Origin of the sequence: Chromobacterium sp. CV08 (genome assembly GCF_051129845.1) — a bacterium.
Classification (GTDB): Bacteria; Pseudomonadota; Gammaproteobacteria; order Burkholderiales; family Chromobacteriaceae; genus Chromobacterium.
In genome coordinates this window covers 4,623,824-4,637,838 of the sequence record NZ_CP150453.1, presented here as the reverse complement: position 1 = coordinate 4,637,838, position 14,015 = coordinate 4,623,824, and the positions used below count along the sequence as shown (strand labels likewise).

The 14,015-nt window shown below is 57.5% G+C and carries 29 protein-coding genes; all 29 read left to right on the top strand.

Translation table 11 applies throughout. From position 1 onward, the window contains the following. Positions 1-15: 15 nt before the first annotated feature. The 29 genes from rpsJ to rplQ all read left to right on the top strand — a co-directional run bounded on the left by rpsJ (position 16) and on the right by rplQ (position 13,944). Positions 16-327, top strand: a complete 312-nt coding sequence (gene rpsJ / locus WNM05_RS21190) for a 30S ribosomal protein S10 (RefSeq protein ID WP_011137734.1) — start codon at positions 16-18, stop codon at positions 325-327. Positions 328-485: 158 nt separating this feature from the next. Then, entirely contained in the window at positions 486-1,130 is a 645-nt protein-coding gene (gene rplC, locus WNM05_RS21185; protein WP_101709796.1) for a 50S ribosomal protein L3, read from the top strand. Next, entirely contained in the window at positions 1,130-1,750 is a 621-nt protein-coding gene (gene rplD / locus WNM05_RS21180; protein ID WP_434630729.1) for a 50S ribosomal protein L4, read from the top strand. The genes rplC and rplD overlap by 1 nt, the downstream gene beginning before the upstream one ends. After that, complete coding sequence (rplW, locus tag WNM05_RS21175) at positions 1,747-2,055, top strand: 50S ribosomal protein L23 (RefSeq protein WP_254299340.1); 309 nt, start codon at positions 1,747-1,749, stop codon at positions 2,053-2,055. The genes rplD and rplW overlap by 4 nt, the downstream gene beginning before the upstream one ends. 11 nt (positions 2,056-2,066) lie before the next feature. After that, complete coding sequence (rplB, locus tag WNM05_RS21170; protein ID WP_011137730.1) at positions 2,067-2,900, top strand: 50S ribosomal protein L2; 834 nt, start codon at positions 2,067-2,069, stop codon at positions 2,898-2,900. Between the two features lie 6 nt (positions 2,901-2,906). Next, positions 2,907-3,185 carry a 30S ribosomal protein S19 gene (rpsS, locus tag WNM05_RS21165; protein ID WP_011137729.1) on the top strand — a complete coding sequence of 93 codons (279 nt, stop codon included), beginning with the start codon at positions 2,907-2,909 and terminating at the stop codon, positions 3,183-3,185. A gap of 9 nt (positions 3,186-3,194) precedes the next feature. Continuing rightward, positions 3,195-3,524, top strand: a complete 330-nt coding sequence (gene rplV / locus WNM05_RS21160) for a 50S ribosomal protein L22 (protein ID WP_021478358.1) — start codon at positions 3,195-3,197, stop codon at positions 3,522-3,524. 10 nt (positions 3,525-3,534) lie between these two features. Then, positions 3,535-4,236, top strand: coding sequence for a 30S ribosomal protein S3 (gene rpsC / locus WNM05_RS21155; RefSeq protein WP_103317548.1), 702 nt, complete (start codon positions 3,535-3,537; stop codon positions 4,234-4,236). Continuing rightward, complete coding sequence (rplP, locus tag WNM05_RS21150) at positions 4,220-4,636, top strand: 50S ribosomal protein L16 (RefSeq protein ID WP_011137726.1); 417 nt, start codon at positions 4,220-4,222, stop codon at positions 4,634-4,636. Before rpsC ends, rplP begins: the two co-directional genes overlap by 17 nt. Further along, the gene (gene rpmC, locus WNM05_RS21145; protein WP_011137725.1) at positions 4,636-4,824 is read left to right on the top strand and encodes a 50S ribosomal protein L29; all 189 of its coding nucleotides are present in this window, start codon (positions 4,636-4,638) and stop codon (positions 4,822-4,824) included. Before rplP ends, rpmC begins: the two co-directional genes overlap by 1 nt. 1 nt (position 4,825) lies before the next feature. After that, complete coding sequence (gene rpsQ, locus WNM05_RS21140; RefSeq protein ID WP_021478361.1) at positions 4,826-5,089, top strand: 30S ribosomal protein S17; 264 nt, start codon at positions 4,826-4,828, stop codon at positions 5,087-5,089. Between the two features lie 203 nt (positions 5,090-5,292). After that, positions 5,293-5,661 carry a 50S ribosomal protein L14 gene (rplN, locus tag WNM05_RS21135; RefSeq protein ID WP_043579386.1) on the top strand — a complete coding sequence of 123 codons (369 nt, stop codon included), beginning with the start codon at positions 5,293-5,295 and terminating at the stop codon, positions 5,659-5,661. A 9-nt stretch (positions 5,662-5,670) separates the two neighbouring features. Beyond that, positions 5,671-5,985, top strand: coding sequence for a 50S ribosomal protein L24 (gene rplX / locus WNM05_RS21130; protein WP_043579388.1), 315 nt, complete (start codon positions 5,671-5,673; stop codon positions 5,983-5,985). A 9-nt stretch (positions 5,986-5,994) separates the two neighbouring features. After that, a complete protein-coding gene (gene rplE / locus WNM05_RS21125; RefSeq protein ID WP_434630719.1) occupies positions 5,995-6,534 on the top strand; it encodes a 50S ribosomal protein L5 in 540 nt (179 codons plus the stop codon). A 4-nt stretch (positions 6,535-6,538) separates the two neighbouring features. Then, the gene (gene rpsN / locus WNM05_RS21120; RefSeq protein ID WP_434630716.1) at positions 6,539-6,844 is read left to right on the top strand and encodes a 30S ribosomal protein S14; all 306 of its coding nucleotides are present in this window, start codon (positions 6,539-6,541) and stop codon (positions 6,842-6,844) included. 14 nt (positions 6,845-6,858) lie between these two features. Continuing rightward, complete coding sequence (rpsH, locus tag WNM05_RS21115) at positions 6,859-7,254, top strand: 30S ribosomal protein S8 (protein ID WP_101709790.1); 396 nt, start codon at positions 6,859-6,861, stop codon at positions 7,252-7,254. A 9-nt stretch (positions 7,255-7,263) separates the two neighbouring features. After that, the gene (gene rplF, locus WNM05_RS21110; RefSeq protein WP_434630713.1) at positions 7,264-7,797 is read left to right on the top strand and encodes a 50S ribosomal protein L6; all 534 of its coding nucleotides are present in this window, start codon (positions 7,264-7,266) and stop codon (positions 7,795-7,797) included. Positions 7,798-7,810: 13 nt separating this feature from the next. Continuing rightward, the gene (rplR, locus tag WNM05_RS21105) at positions 7,811-8,164 is read left to right on the top strand and encodes a 50S ribosomal protein L18 (protein ID WP_101709788.1); all 354 of its coding nucleotides are present in this window, start codon (positions 7,811-7,813) and stop codon (positions 8,162-8,164) included. Positions 8,165-8,177: 13 nt separating this feature from the next. Then, positions 8,178-8,696 (top strand): 30S ribosomal protein S5, encoded by a 519-nt coding sequence (gene rpsE, locus WNM05_RS21100; protein WP_434630710.1) that lies wholly within the window; start codon positions 8,178-8,180, stop codon positions 8,694-8,696. Then, positions 8,689-8,874 carry a 50S ribosomal protein L30 gene (gene rpmD / locus WNM05_RS21095; protein ID WP_011137715.1) on the top strand — a complete coding sequence of 62 codons (186 nt, stop codon included), beginning with the start codon at positions 8,689-8,691 and terminating at the stop codon, positions 8,872-8,874. Before rpsE ends, rpmD begins: the two co-directional genes overlap by 8 nt. A gap of 3 nt (positions 8,875-8,877) precedes the next feature. Beyond that, entirely contained in the window at positions 8,878-9,309 is a 432-nt protein-coding gene (gene rplO / locus WNM05_RS21090) for a 50S ribosomal protein L15 (RefSeq protein WP_434630705.1), read from the top strand. An 11-nt stretch (positions 9,310-9,320) separates the two neighbouring features. Further along, complete coding sequence (secY, locus tag WNM05_RS21085) at positions 9,321-10,640, top strand: preprotein translocase subunit SecY (protein WP_434630702.1); 1,320 nt, start codon at positions 9,321-9,323, stop codon at positions 10,638-10,640. A 23-nt stretch (positions 10,641-10,663) separates the two neighbouring features. Further along, the gene (gene infA, locus WNM05_RS21080; RefSeq protein ID WP_434630699.1) at positions 10,664-10,882 is read left to right on the top strand and encodes a translation initiation factor IF-1; all 219 of its coding nucleotides are present in this window, start codon (positions 10,664-10,666) and stop codon (positions 10,880-10,882) included. A 36-nt stretch (positions 10,883-10,918) separates the two neighbouring features. After that, entirely contained in the window at positions 10,919-11,032 is a 114-nt protein-coding gene (rpmJ, locus tag WNM05_RS21075; RefSeq protein WP_434630696.1) for a 50S ribosomal protein L36, read from the top strand. A gap of 70 nt (positions 11,033-11,102) precedes the next feature. Beyond that, positions 11,103-11,465 carry a 30S ribosomal protein S13 gene (rpsM, locus tag WNM05_RS21070; protein WP_434630693.1) on the top strand — a complete coding sequence of 121 codons (363 nt, stop codon included), beginning with the start codon at positions 11,103-11,105 and terminating at the stop codon, positions 11,463-11,465. A gap of 17 nt (positions 11,466-11,482) precedes the next feature. After that, positions 11,483-11,878 carry a 30S ribosomal protein S11 gene (gene rpsK, locus WNM05_RS21065; RefSeq protein WP_011137709.1) on the top strand — a complete coding sequence of 132 codons (396 nt, stop codon included), beginning with the start codon at positions 11,483-11,485 and terminating at the stop codon, positions 11,876-11,878. 18 nt (positions 11,879-11,896) lie between these two features. After that, positions 11,897-12,517 (top strand): 30S ribosomal protein S4, encoded by a 621-nt coding sequence (rpsD, locus tag WNM05_RS21060; protein WP_114061424.1) that lies wholly within the window; start codon positions 11,897-11,899, stop codon positions 12,515-12,517. Positions 12,518-12,540: 23 nt separating this feature from the next. Continuing rightward, positions 12,541-13,524, top strand: coding sequence for a DNA-directed RNA polymerase subunit alpha (locus WNM05_RS21055; protein ID WP_434630687.1), 984 nt, complete (start codon positions 12,541-12,543; stop codon positions 13,522-13,524). Between the two features lie 24 nt (positions 13,525-13,548). Further along, positions 13,549-13,944 (top strand): 50S ribosomal protein L17, encoded by a 396-nt coding sequence (gene rplQ, locus WNM05_RS21050; RefSeq protein ID WP_434630684.1) that lies wholly within the window; start codon positions 13,549-13,551, stop codon positions 13,942-13,944. Positions 13,945-14,015: the final 71 nt, after the last annotated feature.

Genomic DNA, 14,015 nt, shown 5'->3' with positions numbered 1-14,015 from the left:
AAGCGGAGATTTCTCATGTCTAGCCAAAAGATCCGCATCCGCCTGAAGGCGTTCGATTACAACCTGATCGACCGTTCCGCTCAGGAAATCGTTGAAACCGCCAAGCGTACCGGCGCCGTCGTCAAGGGCCCGGTTCCGCTGCCGACCAAGATCGAGCGTTTCAACGTTCTGCGTTCCCCGCACGTGAACAAGACTTCCCGCGACCAGCTGGAAATCCGCACTCACCTGCGTCTGATGGACATCGTAGACCCGACCGACAAGACCGTCGACGCGCTGATGAAGCTCGACCTGCCGGCCGGTGTGGATGTGGAAATCAAGCTGCAATAATCGCTGAGGAGACGAGTGTCGCGAGCTAAGTGCTTGCGATGCTTGAATTTTCTGTGATACATTAGCGGACTCGCCATTTTGGCGAGTTCGCTTTTGTTTTTTATGTCGTGTTTTTTATGCCGGTCAATCGCAATCGGCGCCTGAAAAAGGAAATAAACATGAGTTTAGGTCTTGTCGGTCGCAAAGTCGGCATGACCCGCATTTTTGCCGAAGATGGCGCAACCATCCCGGTAACTGTGCTGGACATGTCCGCTAACCGCGTCACGCAAATCAAAACTGCAGAAACCGACGGCTACAATGCCGTTCAGGTGACTTTTGGCTCCAAGAAGGCCAATCGTGTCAACAAGGCTGCAGCTGGCCACTTCGCCAAGGCTGGCGTTGAAGCAGGTGAGGTTCTGGTGGAGTTCGCTCTGTCGGCCGAAGCTGTCGCCAACTTCAAGCTGGGCGATGCCGTCGCTGTTGAAACCTTCTCCGTTGGTCAGCTGGTGGACATCACCGGTACCTCCAAGGGTAAGGGCTTCTCCGGTGTGATCAAGCGTCACAACTTCTCTTCCAACCGTGCTTCGCATGGTAACTCGCGTTCGCACAATACGCCGGGTTCCATCGGTCAGGCGCAGGATCCGGGTCGCGTTTTCCCGGGTAAGCGCATGGCTGGTCAGTACGGTAACGTCAAGAGCACGGTTCAGTGCCTCGAGATCGTTCGTATCGACGCCGAGCGTCAGCTGATCCTGGTCAAGGGCGCAGTCCCGGGTGCCAAGAACGGCGACGTCGTTGTGCGTCCTAGCGTGAAAGCGGGTGCGTGATGGAATTGAATGTAATCAATACCCAAGGCAAGGCTGTTGGTAGCCTGCAAGTGTCCGACGCTCTGTTCGGCCGCGACTACAACGAAGCTCTGGTGCACCAGGTTGTTACCGCGTTCCTGGCGAACGCTCGTAGCGGCAACCGCGCCCAGCTGACTCGTGCCGAAGTGAAGCACTCGACCAAGAAGCCGTTCCGTCAGAAGGGCACTGGTAACGCTCGTGCCGGTATGACTTCCACCCCGAACCGTCGTGGTGGTGGCCGTGCCTTCCCGAACAAGCCGGACGAGAACTTCACCCAGAAGGTTAACCGCAAGATGTTCCGCGCCGGTATGGCCGCCATCCTGTCCCAACTGGTGCGTGACGAGCGTCTGATCGTGGTTGACGAGCTGTCGATCAACAGCCCGAAGACCAAGGAATTCGTTGGCACCGTTCAGCCGATGGGTCTGGAACAAGCCCTGTTCATCACCGGTGAACTGAGCGAGAACCTCTATCTCTCTTCGCGTAACCTGCCGAACGTGCTGGTTATCGAAGCTCAACAAGCTGATCCGTACAGCCTGCTGCGCTTCAAGAAGACCGTGATCACCCGCGACGCCGTGAAGCAACTGGAGGAGCAGTGGGCATGAACCAAGAACGTCTGTTGCAAGTAATCCTTGCTCCTATTGTTTCCGAAAAGAGCACCATGATTGCTGAGAAGAACCAGCAAATGGCGTTCCGCGTTGCCAAGGACGCGACCAAGCCGGAAATCAAGGCTGCCGTGGAAATGCTGTTCAACGTCAAAGTTGATGGCGTGTCCACTGTGAACGTCAAGGGCAAGGTTAAGCGTTTCGGCCGTAGCATCGGTCGTCGCAGTGACTGGAAGAAGGCCTACGTTAGCCTGGTCGAAGGTCAAGAAATCGATCTGACCGCTACCCCGGCCGCGGCGGAGTAAGGAGATAGAGCATGCCTATCGTTAAGGTAAAACCGACTTCCGCGGGCCGTCGTGCCGTCGTCAAGGTAGTAAACCCTGACCTGCACAAAGGCGCTCCGCACGCTGCCCTGGTTGAGAAGAAGAACTCGACCGGTGGCCGTAACCACAATGGCCACATCACCACGCGTCATCGCGGTGGTGGCCACAAGAAGCACTACCGTCTGATCGACTTCCGTCGCAACAAGGATGGCATCCCGGCGAAAGTGGAACGCATCGAATACGATCCGAACCGCACCGCTCACATCGCCCTGTTGTGCTACGCCGACGGCGAACGTCGCTACATCATCGCCCCGCGTGGCGTGAAGGTTGGCGCCGTGCTGCTGTCCGGTTCCGAGGCTCCGATCAAGGCCGGTAACGCTCTGCCGATCCGCAACATCCCGGTGGGTACCACTATCCACTGCGTGGAAATGCAACCCGGCAAGGGCGCTCAGATGGTTCGTTCCGCTGGCGCTTCTGCAATGCTGCTGGCTCGTGAAGGCGTGTACGCTCAACTGCGTCTGCGCTCCGGCGAGATCCGCCTGGTGCACGTCGATTGCCGTGCGACCGTTGGCGAAGTGGGTAACGAAGAGCACTCCCTGCGCAAGCTGGGCAAGGCTGGCGCAACCCGTTGGCGCGGTATTCGTCCGACCGTTCGCGGTACGGCGATGAACCCGATCGACCACCCGCACGGTGGTGGTGAAGGCCGCACTGGCGAAGGTCGCGTACCGGTTAGCCCGTGGGGCACCCCGGCTAAGGGCTTCCGTACCCGTCGCAACAAGCGTACCGACAACATGATCGTACGCCGTCGCTATTCCAACAAAGGGTAATTGACAATGGCACGTTCGCAGAAAAAAGGCCCGTTCGTCGATCTGCACCTCCTGAAGAAGGTGGATGCGGTACGGGCAACCAGCGACAAGCGTCCGATCAAGACCTGGTCGCGTCGTTCGACCATCCTGCCGGACTTCATTGGTCTGACCATCGCTGTACACAACGGTCGCACTCACGTTCCCGTCTATGTTTCTGAAAACATGGTCGGCCACAAACTGGGTGAATTCTCGCTGACTCGCACCTTCAAAGGCCACGCTGCCGACAAGAAGGCGAAGAAGAAGTAAGGTGAAGCGATGAGAGTATCTGCAAATCTGAAAAGTGTTCGCCTGTCGGCCCAAAAGTGCCGTCTGGTAGCCGATCTGGTCCGTGGTCAATCCGTGGCCCAGGCGCTGAATATCCTGGCCTTCTCCCCGAAGAAGGGCGCGGTAATCATCAAGAAAGTGCTGGAATCTGCCATCGCTAACGCCGAGCACAACGAAGGCGCTGACATCGACACCCTGCGTGTCACCAGCATCTTCGTTGACAAGGGCGCTAGTCTGAAGCGTTTCACTGCCCGTGCTAAGGGTCGTGGTAACCGCATCGAAAAGCAGACCTGCCACATTTCCTTGACCGTTGGCAATTAAGGGGTAAGAAATGGGTCAGAAGATTCATCCGACGGGATTCCGTCTTGCCGTCAACAAAAACTGGTCTTCCAAGTGGTTCGCGTCCTCGCAGAACTTCCCGGAAATGCTGAAGCAGGATATCGAAGTTCGCGAATTCCTGAAGAAGCGTCTGGGTCATGCTTCGGTTGGCCGCGTAACCATCGAGCGTCCGGCCAAGTCCGCCCGCATCACCATTCACAGCGCCCGTCCGGGTGTCGTGATCGGCAAGAAGGGCGAAGACATTGAAGTTCTGAAGCAAGAACTGCAAAAGCGCCTGGGCGTTCCGGTCCACGTGAACATCGAAGAAGTTCGCAAGCCGGAACTGGACGCGCAAATCATCGCCGACGGCATCGCTTCCCAGCTGGAGAAGCGCGTGATGTTCCGTCGCGCCATGAAGCGCGCCATGCAGAACGCCATGCGTCTGGGTGCCGAAGGCATCAAGATCATGTCGTCCGGCCGCCTGAACGGCATCGACATCGCGCGTAGCGAATGGTACCGCGAAGGCCGCGTGCCGCTGCATACCCTGCGCGCCGACGTGGACTACGCTACCTCCGAAGCCAAGACCACCTACGGTATCATCGGCATCAAGGTATGGGTGTACAAAGGCGAGCTGAAGCCGGGCCAAGTTGTGGCTACGCCGGCAGCTCCCGAGAAGAAAATGAGAAAGGGTGCCCGCAATGCTGCAGCCAACTAGACTCAAGTACCGCAAACAGCACAAAGGCCGTAACACCGGTATCGCCACTCGTGGCAACAAGGTGAGCTTTGGCGATTTCGGTCTGAAGGCTATTGGTCGTGGTCGCCTGACCGCGCGCCAGATTGAAGCTGCGCGTCGCGCGATGACCCGTCACATCAAGCGTGGCGGTCGCATCTGGATCCGTATCTTCCCGGACAAGCCGATCACCTCCAAGCCTGCCGAAGTCCGTATGGGCGGGGGTAAGGGCTCTCCGGAGTACTACGTGGCTGAAATCCAGCCTGGCAAGATGCTGTACGAAATGGATGGCGTATCCGAGGAACTCGCTCGCGAAGCTTTCCGTCTGGCCGCAGCTAAGCTGCCGATCGCCACTGTGTTCGTAACCAAACAGGTAGGTCAGTAATGAAAGCGTCCGAACTGAAAGCCAAAACTGTTGACGAGCTGAAGGCGGAACTGCTGAGCCTGCTGAAGGCCCAGTTTGCGCTGCGCATGCAGCACGCTACTCAGCAACTCGCCAAGACCTCTGAACTGAAGAAAGTGCGCCGCGATATCGCTCGCGTCCGTACCGTTCTGAAAGAAAAGGCAGTTTAAGATGAGCGAAACCAAGGTAGTACGTACGCTGACCGGCGTTGTGGTCAGCGACAAGATGGATAAGACTGTAACCGTTCTGGTCGAGCGCAAGGTTAAGCACCCGATCTACGGCAAGATTATCCGTCGCTCGAAGAAGTTCCACGCGCACGACGAAAACAACGAGTTCAAGGCAGGCGATCTGGTGATCATCAGTGAGTCCCGCCCGCTCTCGAAGACCAAGTCGTGGGTGGTAACTGGCCTGGTTGAGAAATCTCGCCAGGTGTAAAGCTTGCAGAGGGCTTCGGTCCTCTGTATAATGGCCATCTCCTGCATCTTCCATGCAGGAGTTCCGCCCTTACGGGGTCCAAAACTGGCCGTTTGACACGCCACAGGTCGTCTGTGGCGTTTCGTCTGTTTGGTCTTGCTCTTATGCGAGAAACCGGCAGGTGAAAGTGACGGATAAAGTTGGATTAGAAAGGTAATCATCAAATGATCCAAATGCAGACCATGCTTGAGGTCGCTGACAACACTGGTGCGCGTCACGTTATGTGCATCAAAGTGCTGGGTGGCTCCAAGCGTCGCTATGCTAGCGTAGGTGACATCATCAAGGTGAGCATCAAGGATGCCGCTCCGCGTGGTCGCGTCAAAAAAGGCGACGTCTACAATGCGGTCGTGGTACGCACTGCCAAAGGCGTGCGCCGTCCCGATGGCTCTTTGATCAAGTTTGACAGCAACGCTGCCGTTCTGCTCAACAACAAGCTTGAGCCGATCGGCACTCGTATCTTCGGGCCCGTTACGCGTGAACTGCGTACCGAACGCTTCATGAAGATCGTTTCGCTGGCTCCTGAAGTTCTGTAAGGAGGTCACATGCGCAAGATTCGCAAGGGTGATGAAGTCGTAGTAATCACCGGCAAAGACAAGGGTAAGCGCGGCACTGTCCTGCGTGTTCTGGACGAGAAACTGGTCGTCGAAGGCGTCAATGTCGCCAAGAAGCACCAGAAACCGAATCCGGTACGTGGCGTGGCCGGCGGCATCGTTGAAAAAACCATGCCTGTGGACGCCTCGAACGTCGCGATTTTCAATCCGGCAAGCCAAAAGGCTGACCGCGTGGGCTTCAAGGTTCTTGAAGACGGCCGCAAGGTGCGCGTGTTCAAGTCCAGCGGCGAAGTTATCGGCGCCTAAGGAGCAAACATGGCACGTCTCTACGATTTCTACAAAGACAGCGTAGTGCCGGAACTGATGAAACAGTTCGGCTACAAGTCGATCATGCAAGTTCCGCGTATCGAGAAGATCACCGTGAACATGGGCGTGGGCGAAGCCGTTGCCGATAAAAAGGTAATGGAATTCGCCGTGGGCGACCTGGAAAAGATCGCCGGCCAGAAGCCGGTTGTCACCACCGCTCGCAAGTCCATCGCCGGCTTCAAGATCCGCGATCACTACCCGGTAGGTTGCAAGGTAACTCTGCGTCGCGAACGCATGTACGAGTTCCTGGACCGCCTGGTGACCATCGCGCTGCCGCGCGTTCGCGACTTCCGTGGTGTGTCTGCCAAGTCCTTCGATGGCCGCGGCAACTACAACATGGGCGTCAAAGAACAGATCATCTTCCCGGAAATCGAGTACGACAAGATCGATGCTCTGCGTGGTATGAACATCACTGTCACCACTACGGCGAAGACTGACGAAGAGGCCCGCGCACTGCTGGCCGCGTTCAAGTTCCCGTTCAAGGGTTAAGCACATGGCACGACTTGCACTGATTAACCGTGAAGAGAAGCGCGTCAAGCTGGCTGAAAAGTTTTCCGCCAAGCGTGAGGCCCTGATCGCCACCATCAACAACCAGAACCTCTCGGAAGAAGAGCGTTTCGCCGCCCGCCTGCAACTGCAGCAACTGCCGCGCAACGCCTCCCCGGTGCGTCAGCGTAACCGCTGCGCCATCACCGGTCGTCCGCGTGGTGTATTCCGTAAATTCGGTTTGGGTCGCAACAAGCTGCGTGAGATCGCCATGAAGGGTGAGATTCCGGGTGTTGTGAAGGCCAGCTGGTAATAGGAGACACATAAATGAGCATGCACGATCCTATTTCCGATATGTTGACCCGCATCCGCAACGGCCAACGCGCTTCCAAGGTGGCAGTTTCCATGCCGTCCTCGAAGCTGAAGGTTGCGCTGGCGCAGGTGCTGAAAGAAGAAGGCTACATCGAGGACTTCGCCGTCGCCGGCGAGGCCAAGAAGCCTGTTCTCGATATCCAGCTCAAGTACTACGCTGGCCGTCCGGTGATCGAGCGCATCGAGCGCGTATCCCGTCCTGGCCTGCGCGTGTACAAGGGCTCCACCGAAATCCCGAAGGTCATGAACGGTCTGGGCGTGGCGATCCTGTCCACTTCCCAAGGCATCATGACTGATCGCAAGGCACGCACCACCGGTATCGGTGGCGAGCTGCTCTGCGTCGTGGCTTAAGGGGGTCAAATGTCTCGCGTAGCTAAGAATCCGGTAATCATCCCGGCCGGCGTCGAAGTGAAGTTCGGCGCTGCAGACGTGACTGTGAAGGGCGCCCTGGGCTCCCTGAGCACCGCTCTGTCTAACGACGTGGAAGTGAAGCTGGACAACGGCCAGCTGACTTTCGCCGCCAAGAATGACAGCAAGTTCGCTCGTGCCATGTCCGGCACCCTGCGCGCGCTGCTGAACAATATGGTGAACGGCGTATCGAAGGGCTTCGAGAAGAAGCTGCAGCTGGTCGGCGTGGGCTATCGTGCCCAAGCCCAAGGCGATACCCTGAACCTGTCTCTGGGTTTCTCGCACCCGGTGGCTCACAAGATGCCCGCTGGCATCAAAGTTGAGACCCCGACTCAGACCGAGATCCTGGTCAAGGGCGCTGACAAGCAGCTCGTGGGCCAGATCGCAGCCGAGATTCGCGCTTACCGTTCGCCGGAGCCTTACAAGGGCAAGGGTGTTCGCTACGCCGACGAGGTTGTGGTTCTGAAAGAAACCAAGAAGAAGTAACTGAGGCACTGACATGGACAAGAAACAAGCTCGACTCCGCCGCGCACGTAAAACCCGTGCCCGGATCGCGGAGCTCAAGATGGTGCGTCTCACTGTGTACCGCACCAATAGCCACATTTACGCCCAGATCATCGACGAGACCGGCAACAAGGTACTGGCCAGCGCTTCTTCGCTGGAAGCCGACGTCCGCGCTGAGATGGCCAATGGTGGCAACGTGGCAGCTGCTGCCGTGATCGGCAAGCGCATTGCCGAGAAGGCAAAAGCCGCAGGCATCGAGAAAGTTGCTTTCGACCGCTCCGGTTTCAAATACCACGGTCGCATGAAGGCACTGGCTGACGCCGCTCGCGAACACGGCCTCGTATTCTAATTCGGAGTAAAGAATGGCTAAGCACGAAATGGAAGATCGCGGCGACGGTCTGGTCGAGAAGATGATCAGCGTCAACCGCGTCACCAAAGTGGTCAAGGGCGGCCGTATCATGGCTTTCTCCGCCCTGACCGTGGTTGGCGATGGCAACGGCGGTATCGGCATGGGTAAGGGCCGTTCCAAGGAAGTTCCGGTCGCTGTTCAAAAGGCGATGGAACAAGCCCGTCACAACCTGGTTAAGATCCCGCTGAAGGGCGGCACGCTGCAGCATACCGTCATCGGCAAGCACGGCGCGACCACCGTCTTCATCCAGCCGGCCAAAGAAGGTACCGGCGTGAAGGCCGGCGGCCCGATGCGCGCGATCTTTGATGCAATGGGTGTTCACAATGTTTCGGCCAAGATTCACGGCTCGACGAACCCGTACAACGTGGTGCGCGCGACCCTGAACGGCCTGAGCAACATCAACACCCCGTCGCAAATCGCCGCCAAGCGTGGCCTGAGCGTCGAGGACATCCTGGGGGTGGGTCATGAGTAACGCCAAGACTGTCAAGGTCACTCTGGTAAAGAGCCTGATCGGTCGCCTGGAGTCTCACAAGGCCTGCGCCCGTGGTCTGGGTCTGAAAAAGATCCGTCAGACCGTTGAAGTGCTCGATACCCCTGAAAACCGTGGCATGATCAACAAGATCAGCTACCTGCTCAAATTCGAGGGCTAAGAGATGCTGCTGAACACCATCCAACCGGGTGACGGCGCCAAGCATGCCAAGCGCCGTGTCGGCCGTGGCATCGGTTCCGGCCTGGGCAAGACTTGCGGCCGCGGCCACAAGGGTCAGAAGAGCCGCGCAGGTGGCTTCCACAAGGTAGGCTTCGAAGGCGGTCAAATGCCGCTGCAACGTCGCCTGCCGAAGCGTGGCTTCAAGTCTCTGACGGCTCGCTTCGTATGCGAAGTTCGCCTGTCCGAACTGAACCTGCTGCCGGTCGACGAAATCGATCTGCTGGCTCTCAAGCAAGCCGGTCTGGTTGCTGCCCAGGCACAAGTTGCCAAGGTGGTCCTGTCCGGTAAGGTTGAGCGCGCGGTCAAACTGCGTGGTATCAGCGTTACCGCTGGCGCCCGCGCTGCCATCGAGGCTGCCGGCGGCAGCATTGAATAAGGCATAAATTTGTGGCGAATACTTCTCTAGTGGCCAATGCCAATAAGTTTGGTGATCTGAAGCGTAGAATCTGGTTCCTGATCGGCGCGCTGATCGTTTATCGTATCGGCGCCCATATTCCGGTCCCGGGTATCAACCCTGCCGAACTAGCGAAGTTGTTCCACACATCGCAGACGGGCCTGCTCGACATGTTCAACATGTTCTCGGGCGGTGCCCTCTCGAGGTTTACGGTATTTGCCCTGGGCATCATGCCGTACATCTCGGCTTCCATCATTCTGCAGCTTGCGGCCGAGGTTCTCCCCAGCCTGAAGCAGTTGAAGAAGGAAGGCGATGCGGGACGTCGCAAGATAACCCAGTACACGCGTTACGCCACCGTGGGGCTCGCGACTTTCCAAAGTTTCGGCATCGCGGTGATGTTGTACAAGCAGCCTAACCTGGTGATGACTGCTCAGTGGGAGTTTTACCTGACGACCGTGGTGTCTCTGGTCACCGGGACCATGTTCCTGATGTGGTTGGGTGAACAGATCACCGAGCGCGGTATCGGCAACGGTATCTCGCTGATCATCTGCGCGGGTATCGCCGCGGGTGTTCCGGCTGCGATCGGTAAGACCCTGACTCTGACCAGTCAGGGCTCTTTGCCCATTTTGTTTGCCATCCTGTTGTTTGTCGGGGTGATCCTGGTGACTTTCCTGGTGGTCTACGCAGAGCGTGGCCAGCGTAAGGTCCTGGTGAACTACGCGAAGCGTCAGGTCGGCAACCGCGTCATGCAGGGCCAGAGCACGCATTTGCCGCTCAAGCTCAACATGGCGGGGGTGATTCCCCCGATCTTCGCCTCCAGCATCATCCTGTTCCCGGCCACCGTTCTCGGCTGGTTCGGTCAGGGCGAGCACATGTCGTGGCTGAAGGGCGTGGCTGACAAGCTGCACCCGGGCCAGCCGATCTATGTGCTGCTGTACGCGGCGGCGATCATCTTCTTCTGCTACTTCTACACGGCGTTGGTCTTCAACCCGAAGGAGACGGCGGACAATCTGAAGAAGAGCGGGGCGTTCATCCCGGGCATCCGTCCAGGTGAGCAGACTTCTCGTTACATCGAGAAGATCATCCTGCGGCTGACGCTGATCGGTGCGATCTACATCACGCTGGTCTGTCTGCTGCCGGAGTTCCTGATCCTGAAGTGGAACGTGCCGTTCTACTTCGGCGGTACGTCGCTGCTGATCATCGTGGTGGTGACGATGGACTTCATGGCGCAGGTGCAGTCCTACGTGCTGTCGCATCAGTACGAGAGCTTGCTGAAGAAGGCCAACTTCAAAGGCAACGCCCTCACCCGCTGACACACGAGCTGACACTGGGTTATATGGCTAAGGAAGACACTATCCAGATGCAAGGCGAGATCCTGGAAAATTTGCCCAGCGCGACTTTCCGGATCAAGCTCGAAAATGGACATGTGGTACTGGGGCATATCTCCGGGAAGATGCGGATGCACTACATCCGCATCCTGCCCGGCGACAAGGTGACTGTGGAGTTGACTCCATACGATCTGTCCCGTGCGCGCATTGTGTTCCGTGCGAAGTAACGCATTTGTTGTTTTGGGATTTGAAAGGATTTGACCATGGTAGTAAAGCCCTCGGTAAAGCCAATTTGCCGCAATTGCAAACTTATTCGCCGCAAGGGCGTGGTTCGCGTGATCTGCACCGAGCCGCGTCACAAGCAAAAACAAGGCTAACATTTGTTAGACCAGGATTTGCGTGATACAATCGCAAACTTTTCAAGGTCTTAAGGCTTAAGGAAAGAGTATGGCCCGTATTGCAGGGGTAAACATCCCCAATCATGCGCATGCCGTTATCGGCCTGCAGGCAATTTTCGGCGTCGGTCAGACTCGCGCGCAGCAAATCTGTGCTGCAGCCAGCGTGAGTCCCTCCACCAAGGTGAAGGACCTGACTGAAGCTGAAATGGAAGCTCTGCGTGATCAAGTTGCGAAGTTCACCGTTGAAGGTGACCTGCGTCGCGAAATCACCATGAGCATCAAGCGTTTGATGGACATGGGCTGCTACCGCGGCTTCCGCCATCGTCGTGGCCTGCCGTGCCGCGGTCAGCGCACTCGCACCAATGCTCGTACCCGCAAGGGTCCGCGCAAGGCGATCGCCGGCAAGAAGTAAACTAAGGAACACAGATAATGGCTAAAGCAAACACAGCTGTCCGTGTACGTAAAAAAGTGCGCAAGTCTGTTAGCGAAGGTATCGTGCACGTGCACGCTTCGTTCAACAACACCATCATCACTATCACCGACCGTCAAGGCAATGCACTGTCTTGGGCTACCTCTGGCGGCGCTGGTTTTAAGGGCTCGCGCAAGAGTACACCCTTTGCCGCTCAGGTAGCTGCAGAGCACGCTGGTAAAGTTGCCCAAGAATATGGTGTGAAGAACCTCGAAGTTCGTATCAAAGGCCCGGGCCCGGGTCGTGAATCCGCTGTTCGCGCACTCAACTCGCTGGGTTTCAAGATCACCAGCATCTCCGACGTGACGCCGGTACCGCACAACGGTTGCCGTCCGCCCAAAAAACGTCGTATCTAATTCGGAGAGTGTGAGAACATGGCACGTTATATTGGCCCGAAGTGCAAGCTCGCTCGTCGTGAAGGCACCGACCTTTTCCTGAAGAGCGCGCGTCGTGCACTGGATTCCAAATGCAAACTGGATGCTGCTCCTGGCCAGCATGGCGCCCGTCGCGGCCGCCTGTCTGACTACGGCGTCCAGCTGCGTGAAAAGCAGAAAATCCGCCGCATCTACGGCGTACTCGAGCGTCAGTTCCGCAACTACTTTGCGGAAGCTGTGCGTCGCAAGGGCTCCACGGGTGAAAACCTGCTGAAGCTGCTTGAGTCCCGCCTGGACAATGTTGTATATCGCATGGGCTTTGGCTCCACTCGCGCCGAAGCGCGCCAGCTGGTGAGCCACAAGGCTATCGTTGTGAACGGCCAGGTTGTGAACATTCCGTCCTACCAGGTTAAAGCCGGTGACGTAGTGTCCGTCCGCGAGAAGGCCAAGAAGCAGGCTCGTATCGTCGAAGGTCTGGCGCTGGCCGAGCAAGGCGGCTTCCCGTCTTGGGTCCTGGTTGACTCCAAGAAGATGGAAGGCACTTTCAAATCCGCTCCGGAACGTTCCGAACTGTCTAGCGATATCAACGAACAACTCGTTGTGGAATTCTACTCCAAGTAATCGCTAGCTCTTAGGGAATGACTATGCAAAACAGCGCTTCGGAATTTCTGAAACCTCGTCTGATCGACGTACAGCCGGTTTCCGCCACTCACGCTCGCGTGTCGATGGAGCCGTTCGAGCGCGGCTACGCCCATACCCTGGGCAATTCGCTGCGTCGCATTCTGCTGTCGTCGATGCCGGGCTACGCTCCGACCGAAGTGACTATCGCTGGCGTTTTGCATGAGTATTCCGCGCTTGATGGCGTGCGCGAGGATGTCGTCGACATCCTCCTCAACCTCAAGGGCGTAGTGCTTAAGCTGCATGGTCGCGACAGTGTCGTGCTGACCTTGAAAAAGGATGGCGAGGGCGCTGTCTTGGCTAGCGATATCGAGCTGCCGCATGATGTGGAAGTGATCAATCCGGAACACGTGATTTGTCACCTCTCCTCCGGCGGCAAGATCGACATGGAGGTCAAGATCGAGAAGGGCCGCGGCTATCAGCCGGTGTCCACTCGCTCCAGCCATGACGACAACCGTTCCATCGGTACCATCCAACTGGACGCTTCCTTCTCGCCGGTTCGCCGCGTGAGCTTCGCTGTGGAAAGCGCCCGTGTGGAACAGCGTACCGACCTCGACCGCCTGGTGCTCGATATCGAGACCAACGGCGTGATCGAGCCGGAGCAGGCCGTGCGCAACGCGGCCCGCATCCTGATGGATCAGCTGTCGATCTTTGCCGACCTCCAGGGCACAGCGGTTGAAGAAGTCGTTGAAAAGGCGCCGCCGATCGATCCGATCCTGCTGCGTCCGGTAGACGATCTTGAACTGACGGTTCGTTCGGCCAACTGCCTGAAAGCAGAGAACATTTATTACATCGGCGATCTGATCCAGCGTACCGAAACCGAGCTTCTGAAGACTCCGAACCTCGGCCGCAAGTCGCTGAACGAGATCAAGGAAGTTCTCGCTTCCAAGGGCCTGACTCTCGGCATGAAGCTCGAGAACTGGCCTCCGGCTGGTCTGGAAAAGCCGTAAGTTTGAGACTAAAGGACATTAACAATGCGTCATCGTTACAGTAATCGTAAACTGAACCGCACGACCAGCCATCGTCTGGCGATGCTGCGTAACATGGCCAACTCGCTGCTGAAGCACGAAGCTATCGTGACCACGCTGCCGAAGGCCAAGGAACTGCGTCGTGTGGCCGAGCCGCTCATCACGCTCGGCAAAAAGCCGTCTCTCGCCAACCGTCGTCTGGCGTTCGACCGCACCCGTGACCGCGATATCGTGGTTAAACTCTTCGACGTGCTCGGCGCGCGCTACGCTACCCGCAATGGCGGTTACGTGCGCATCCTGAAGTACGGTTTCCGCAAGGGCGACAACGCCCCGATGGCTCTGGTGGAGCTGGTGGACCGTCCGGAAGATGCCGTTGCAGTTGAAGACGACTCCGCCGAGTAATCGACGAAGTTGAAAGAAAAAGCCAGCTCCCAGGAGCTGGCTTTTTTCATGTCGGAAAAAGCCGGGCCGGC

Excerpts from the sequence above, each read along its gene's own strand:
- rpsQ (WP_021478361.1), top strand. The coding sequence starts at position 4,826 with ATGAGCGAAACCAAGGTAGTACGTACGCTGACCGGCGTTGTGGTCAGC.
- rpsE (WP_434630710.1), top strand. The coding sequence starts at position 8,178 with ATGGCTAAGCACGAAATGGAAGATCGCGGCGACGGTCTGGTCGAGAAG.
- rpsS (WP_011137729.1), top strand. The coding sequence starts at position 2,907 with ATGGCACGTTCGCAGAAAAAAGGCCCGTTCGTCGATCTGCACCTCCTG.
- rplW (WP_254299340.1), top strand. The coding sequence starts at position 1,747 with ATGAACCAAGAACGTCTGTTGCAAGTAATCCTTGCTCCTATTGTTTCC.
- rplO (WP_434630705.1), top strand. The coding sequence starts at position 8,878 with ATGCTGCTGAACACCATCCAACCGGGTGACGGCGCCAAGCATGCCAAG.
- rplC (WP_101709796.1), top strand. The coding sequence starts at position 486 with ATGAGTTTAGGTCTTGTCGGTCGCAAAGTCGGCATGACCCGCATTTTT.
- rpsM (WP_434630693.1), top strand. The coding sequence starts at position 11,103 with ATGGCCCGTATTGCAGGGGTAAACATCCCCAATCATGCGCATGCCGTT.
- rplQ (WP_434630684.1), top strand. The coding sequence starts at position 13,549 with ATGCGTCATCGTTACAGTAATCGTAAACTGAACCGCACGACCAGCCAT.
- rpsN (WP_434630716.1), top strand. The coding sequence starts at position 6,539 with ATGGCACGACTTGCACTGATTAACCGTGAAGAGAAGCGCGTCAAGCTG.
- rpmD (WP_011137715.1), top strand. The coding sequence starts at position 8,689 with ATGAGTAACGCCAAGACTGTCAAGGTCACTCTGGTAAAGAGCCTGATC.
- rpsH (WP_101709790.1), top strand. The coding sequence starts at position 6,859 with ATGAGCATGCACGATCCTATTTCCGATATGTTGACCCGCATCCGCAAC.
- rplX (WP_043579388.1), top strand. The coding sequence starts at position 5,671 with ATGCGCAAGATTCGCAAGGGTGATGAAGTCGTAGTAATCACCGGCAAA.
- infA (WP_434630699.1), top strand. The coding sequence starts at position 10,664 with ATGGCTAAGGAAGACACTATCCAGATGCAAGGCGAGATCCTGGAAAAT.
- rplF (WP_434630713.1), top strand. The coding sequence starts at position 7,264 with ATGTCTCGCGTAGCTAAGAATCCGGTAATCATCCCGGCCGGCGTCGAA.
- rpmC (WP_011137725.1), top strand. The coding sequence starts at position 4,636 with ATGAAAGCGTCCGAACTGAAAGCCAAAACTGTTGACGAGCTGAAGGCG.
- WNM05_RS21055 (WP_434630687.1), top strand. The coding sequence starts at position 12,541 with ATGCAAAACAGCGCTTCGGAATTTCTGAAACCTCGTCTGATCGACGTA.
- rplD (WP_434630729.1), top strand. The coding sequence starts at position 1,130 with ATGGAATTGAATGTAATCAATACCCAAGGCAAGGCTGTTGGTAGCCTG.
- rpsD (WP_114061424.1), top strand. The coding sequence starts at position 11,897 with ATGGCACGTTATATTGGCCCGAAGTGCAAGCTCGCTCGTCGTGAAGGC.
- rplB (WP_011137730.1), top strand. The coding sequence starts at position 2,067 with ATGCCTATCGTTAAGGTAAAACCGACTTCCGCGGGCCGTCGTGCCGTC.
- rplE (WP_434630719.1), top strand. The coding sequence starts at position 5,995 with ATGGCACGTCTCTACGATTTCTACAAAGACAGCGTAGTGCCGGAACTG.
- rplV (WP_021478358.1), top strand. The coding sequence starts at position 3,195 with ATGAGAGTATCTGCAAATCTGAAAAGTGTTCGCCTGTCGGCCCAAAAG.
- rplP (WP_011137726.1), top strand. The coding sequence starts at position 4,220 with ATGCTGCAGCCAACTAGACTCAAGTACCGCAAACAGCACAAAGGCCGT.
- rplN (WP_043579386.1), top strand. The coding sequence starts at position 5,293 with ATGATCCAAATGCAGACCATGCTTGAGGTCGCTGACAACACTGGTGCG.
- rpsK (WP_011137709.1), top strand. The coding sequence starts at position 11,483 with ATGGCTAAAGCAAACACAGCTGTCCGTGTACGTAAAAAAGTGCGCAAG.
- rpsC (WP_103317548.1), top strand. The coding sequence starts at position 3,535 with ATGGGTCAGAAGATTCATCCGACGGGATTCCGTCTTGCCGTCAACAAA.
- rpsJ (WP_011137734.1), top strand. The coding sequence starts at position 16 with ATGTCTAGCCAAAAGATCCGCATCCGCCTGAAGGCGTTCGATTACAAC.
- rpmJ (WP_434630696.1), top strand. The coding sequence starts at position 10,919 with ATGGTAGTAAAGCCCTCGGTAAAGCCAATTTGCCGCAATTGCAAACTT.
- rplR (WP_101709788.1), top strand. The coding sequence starts at position 7,811 with ATGGACAAGAAACAAGCTCGACTCCGCCGCGCACGTAAAACCCGTGCC.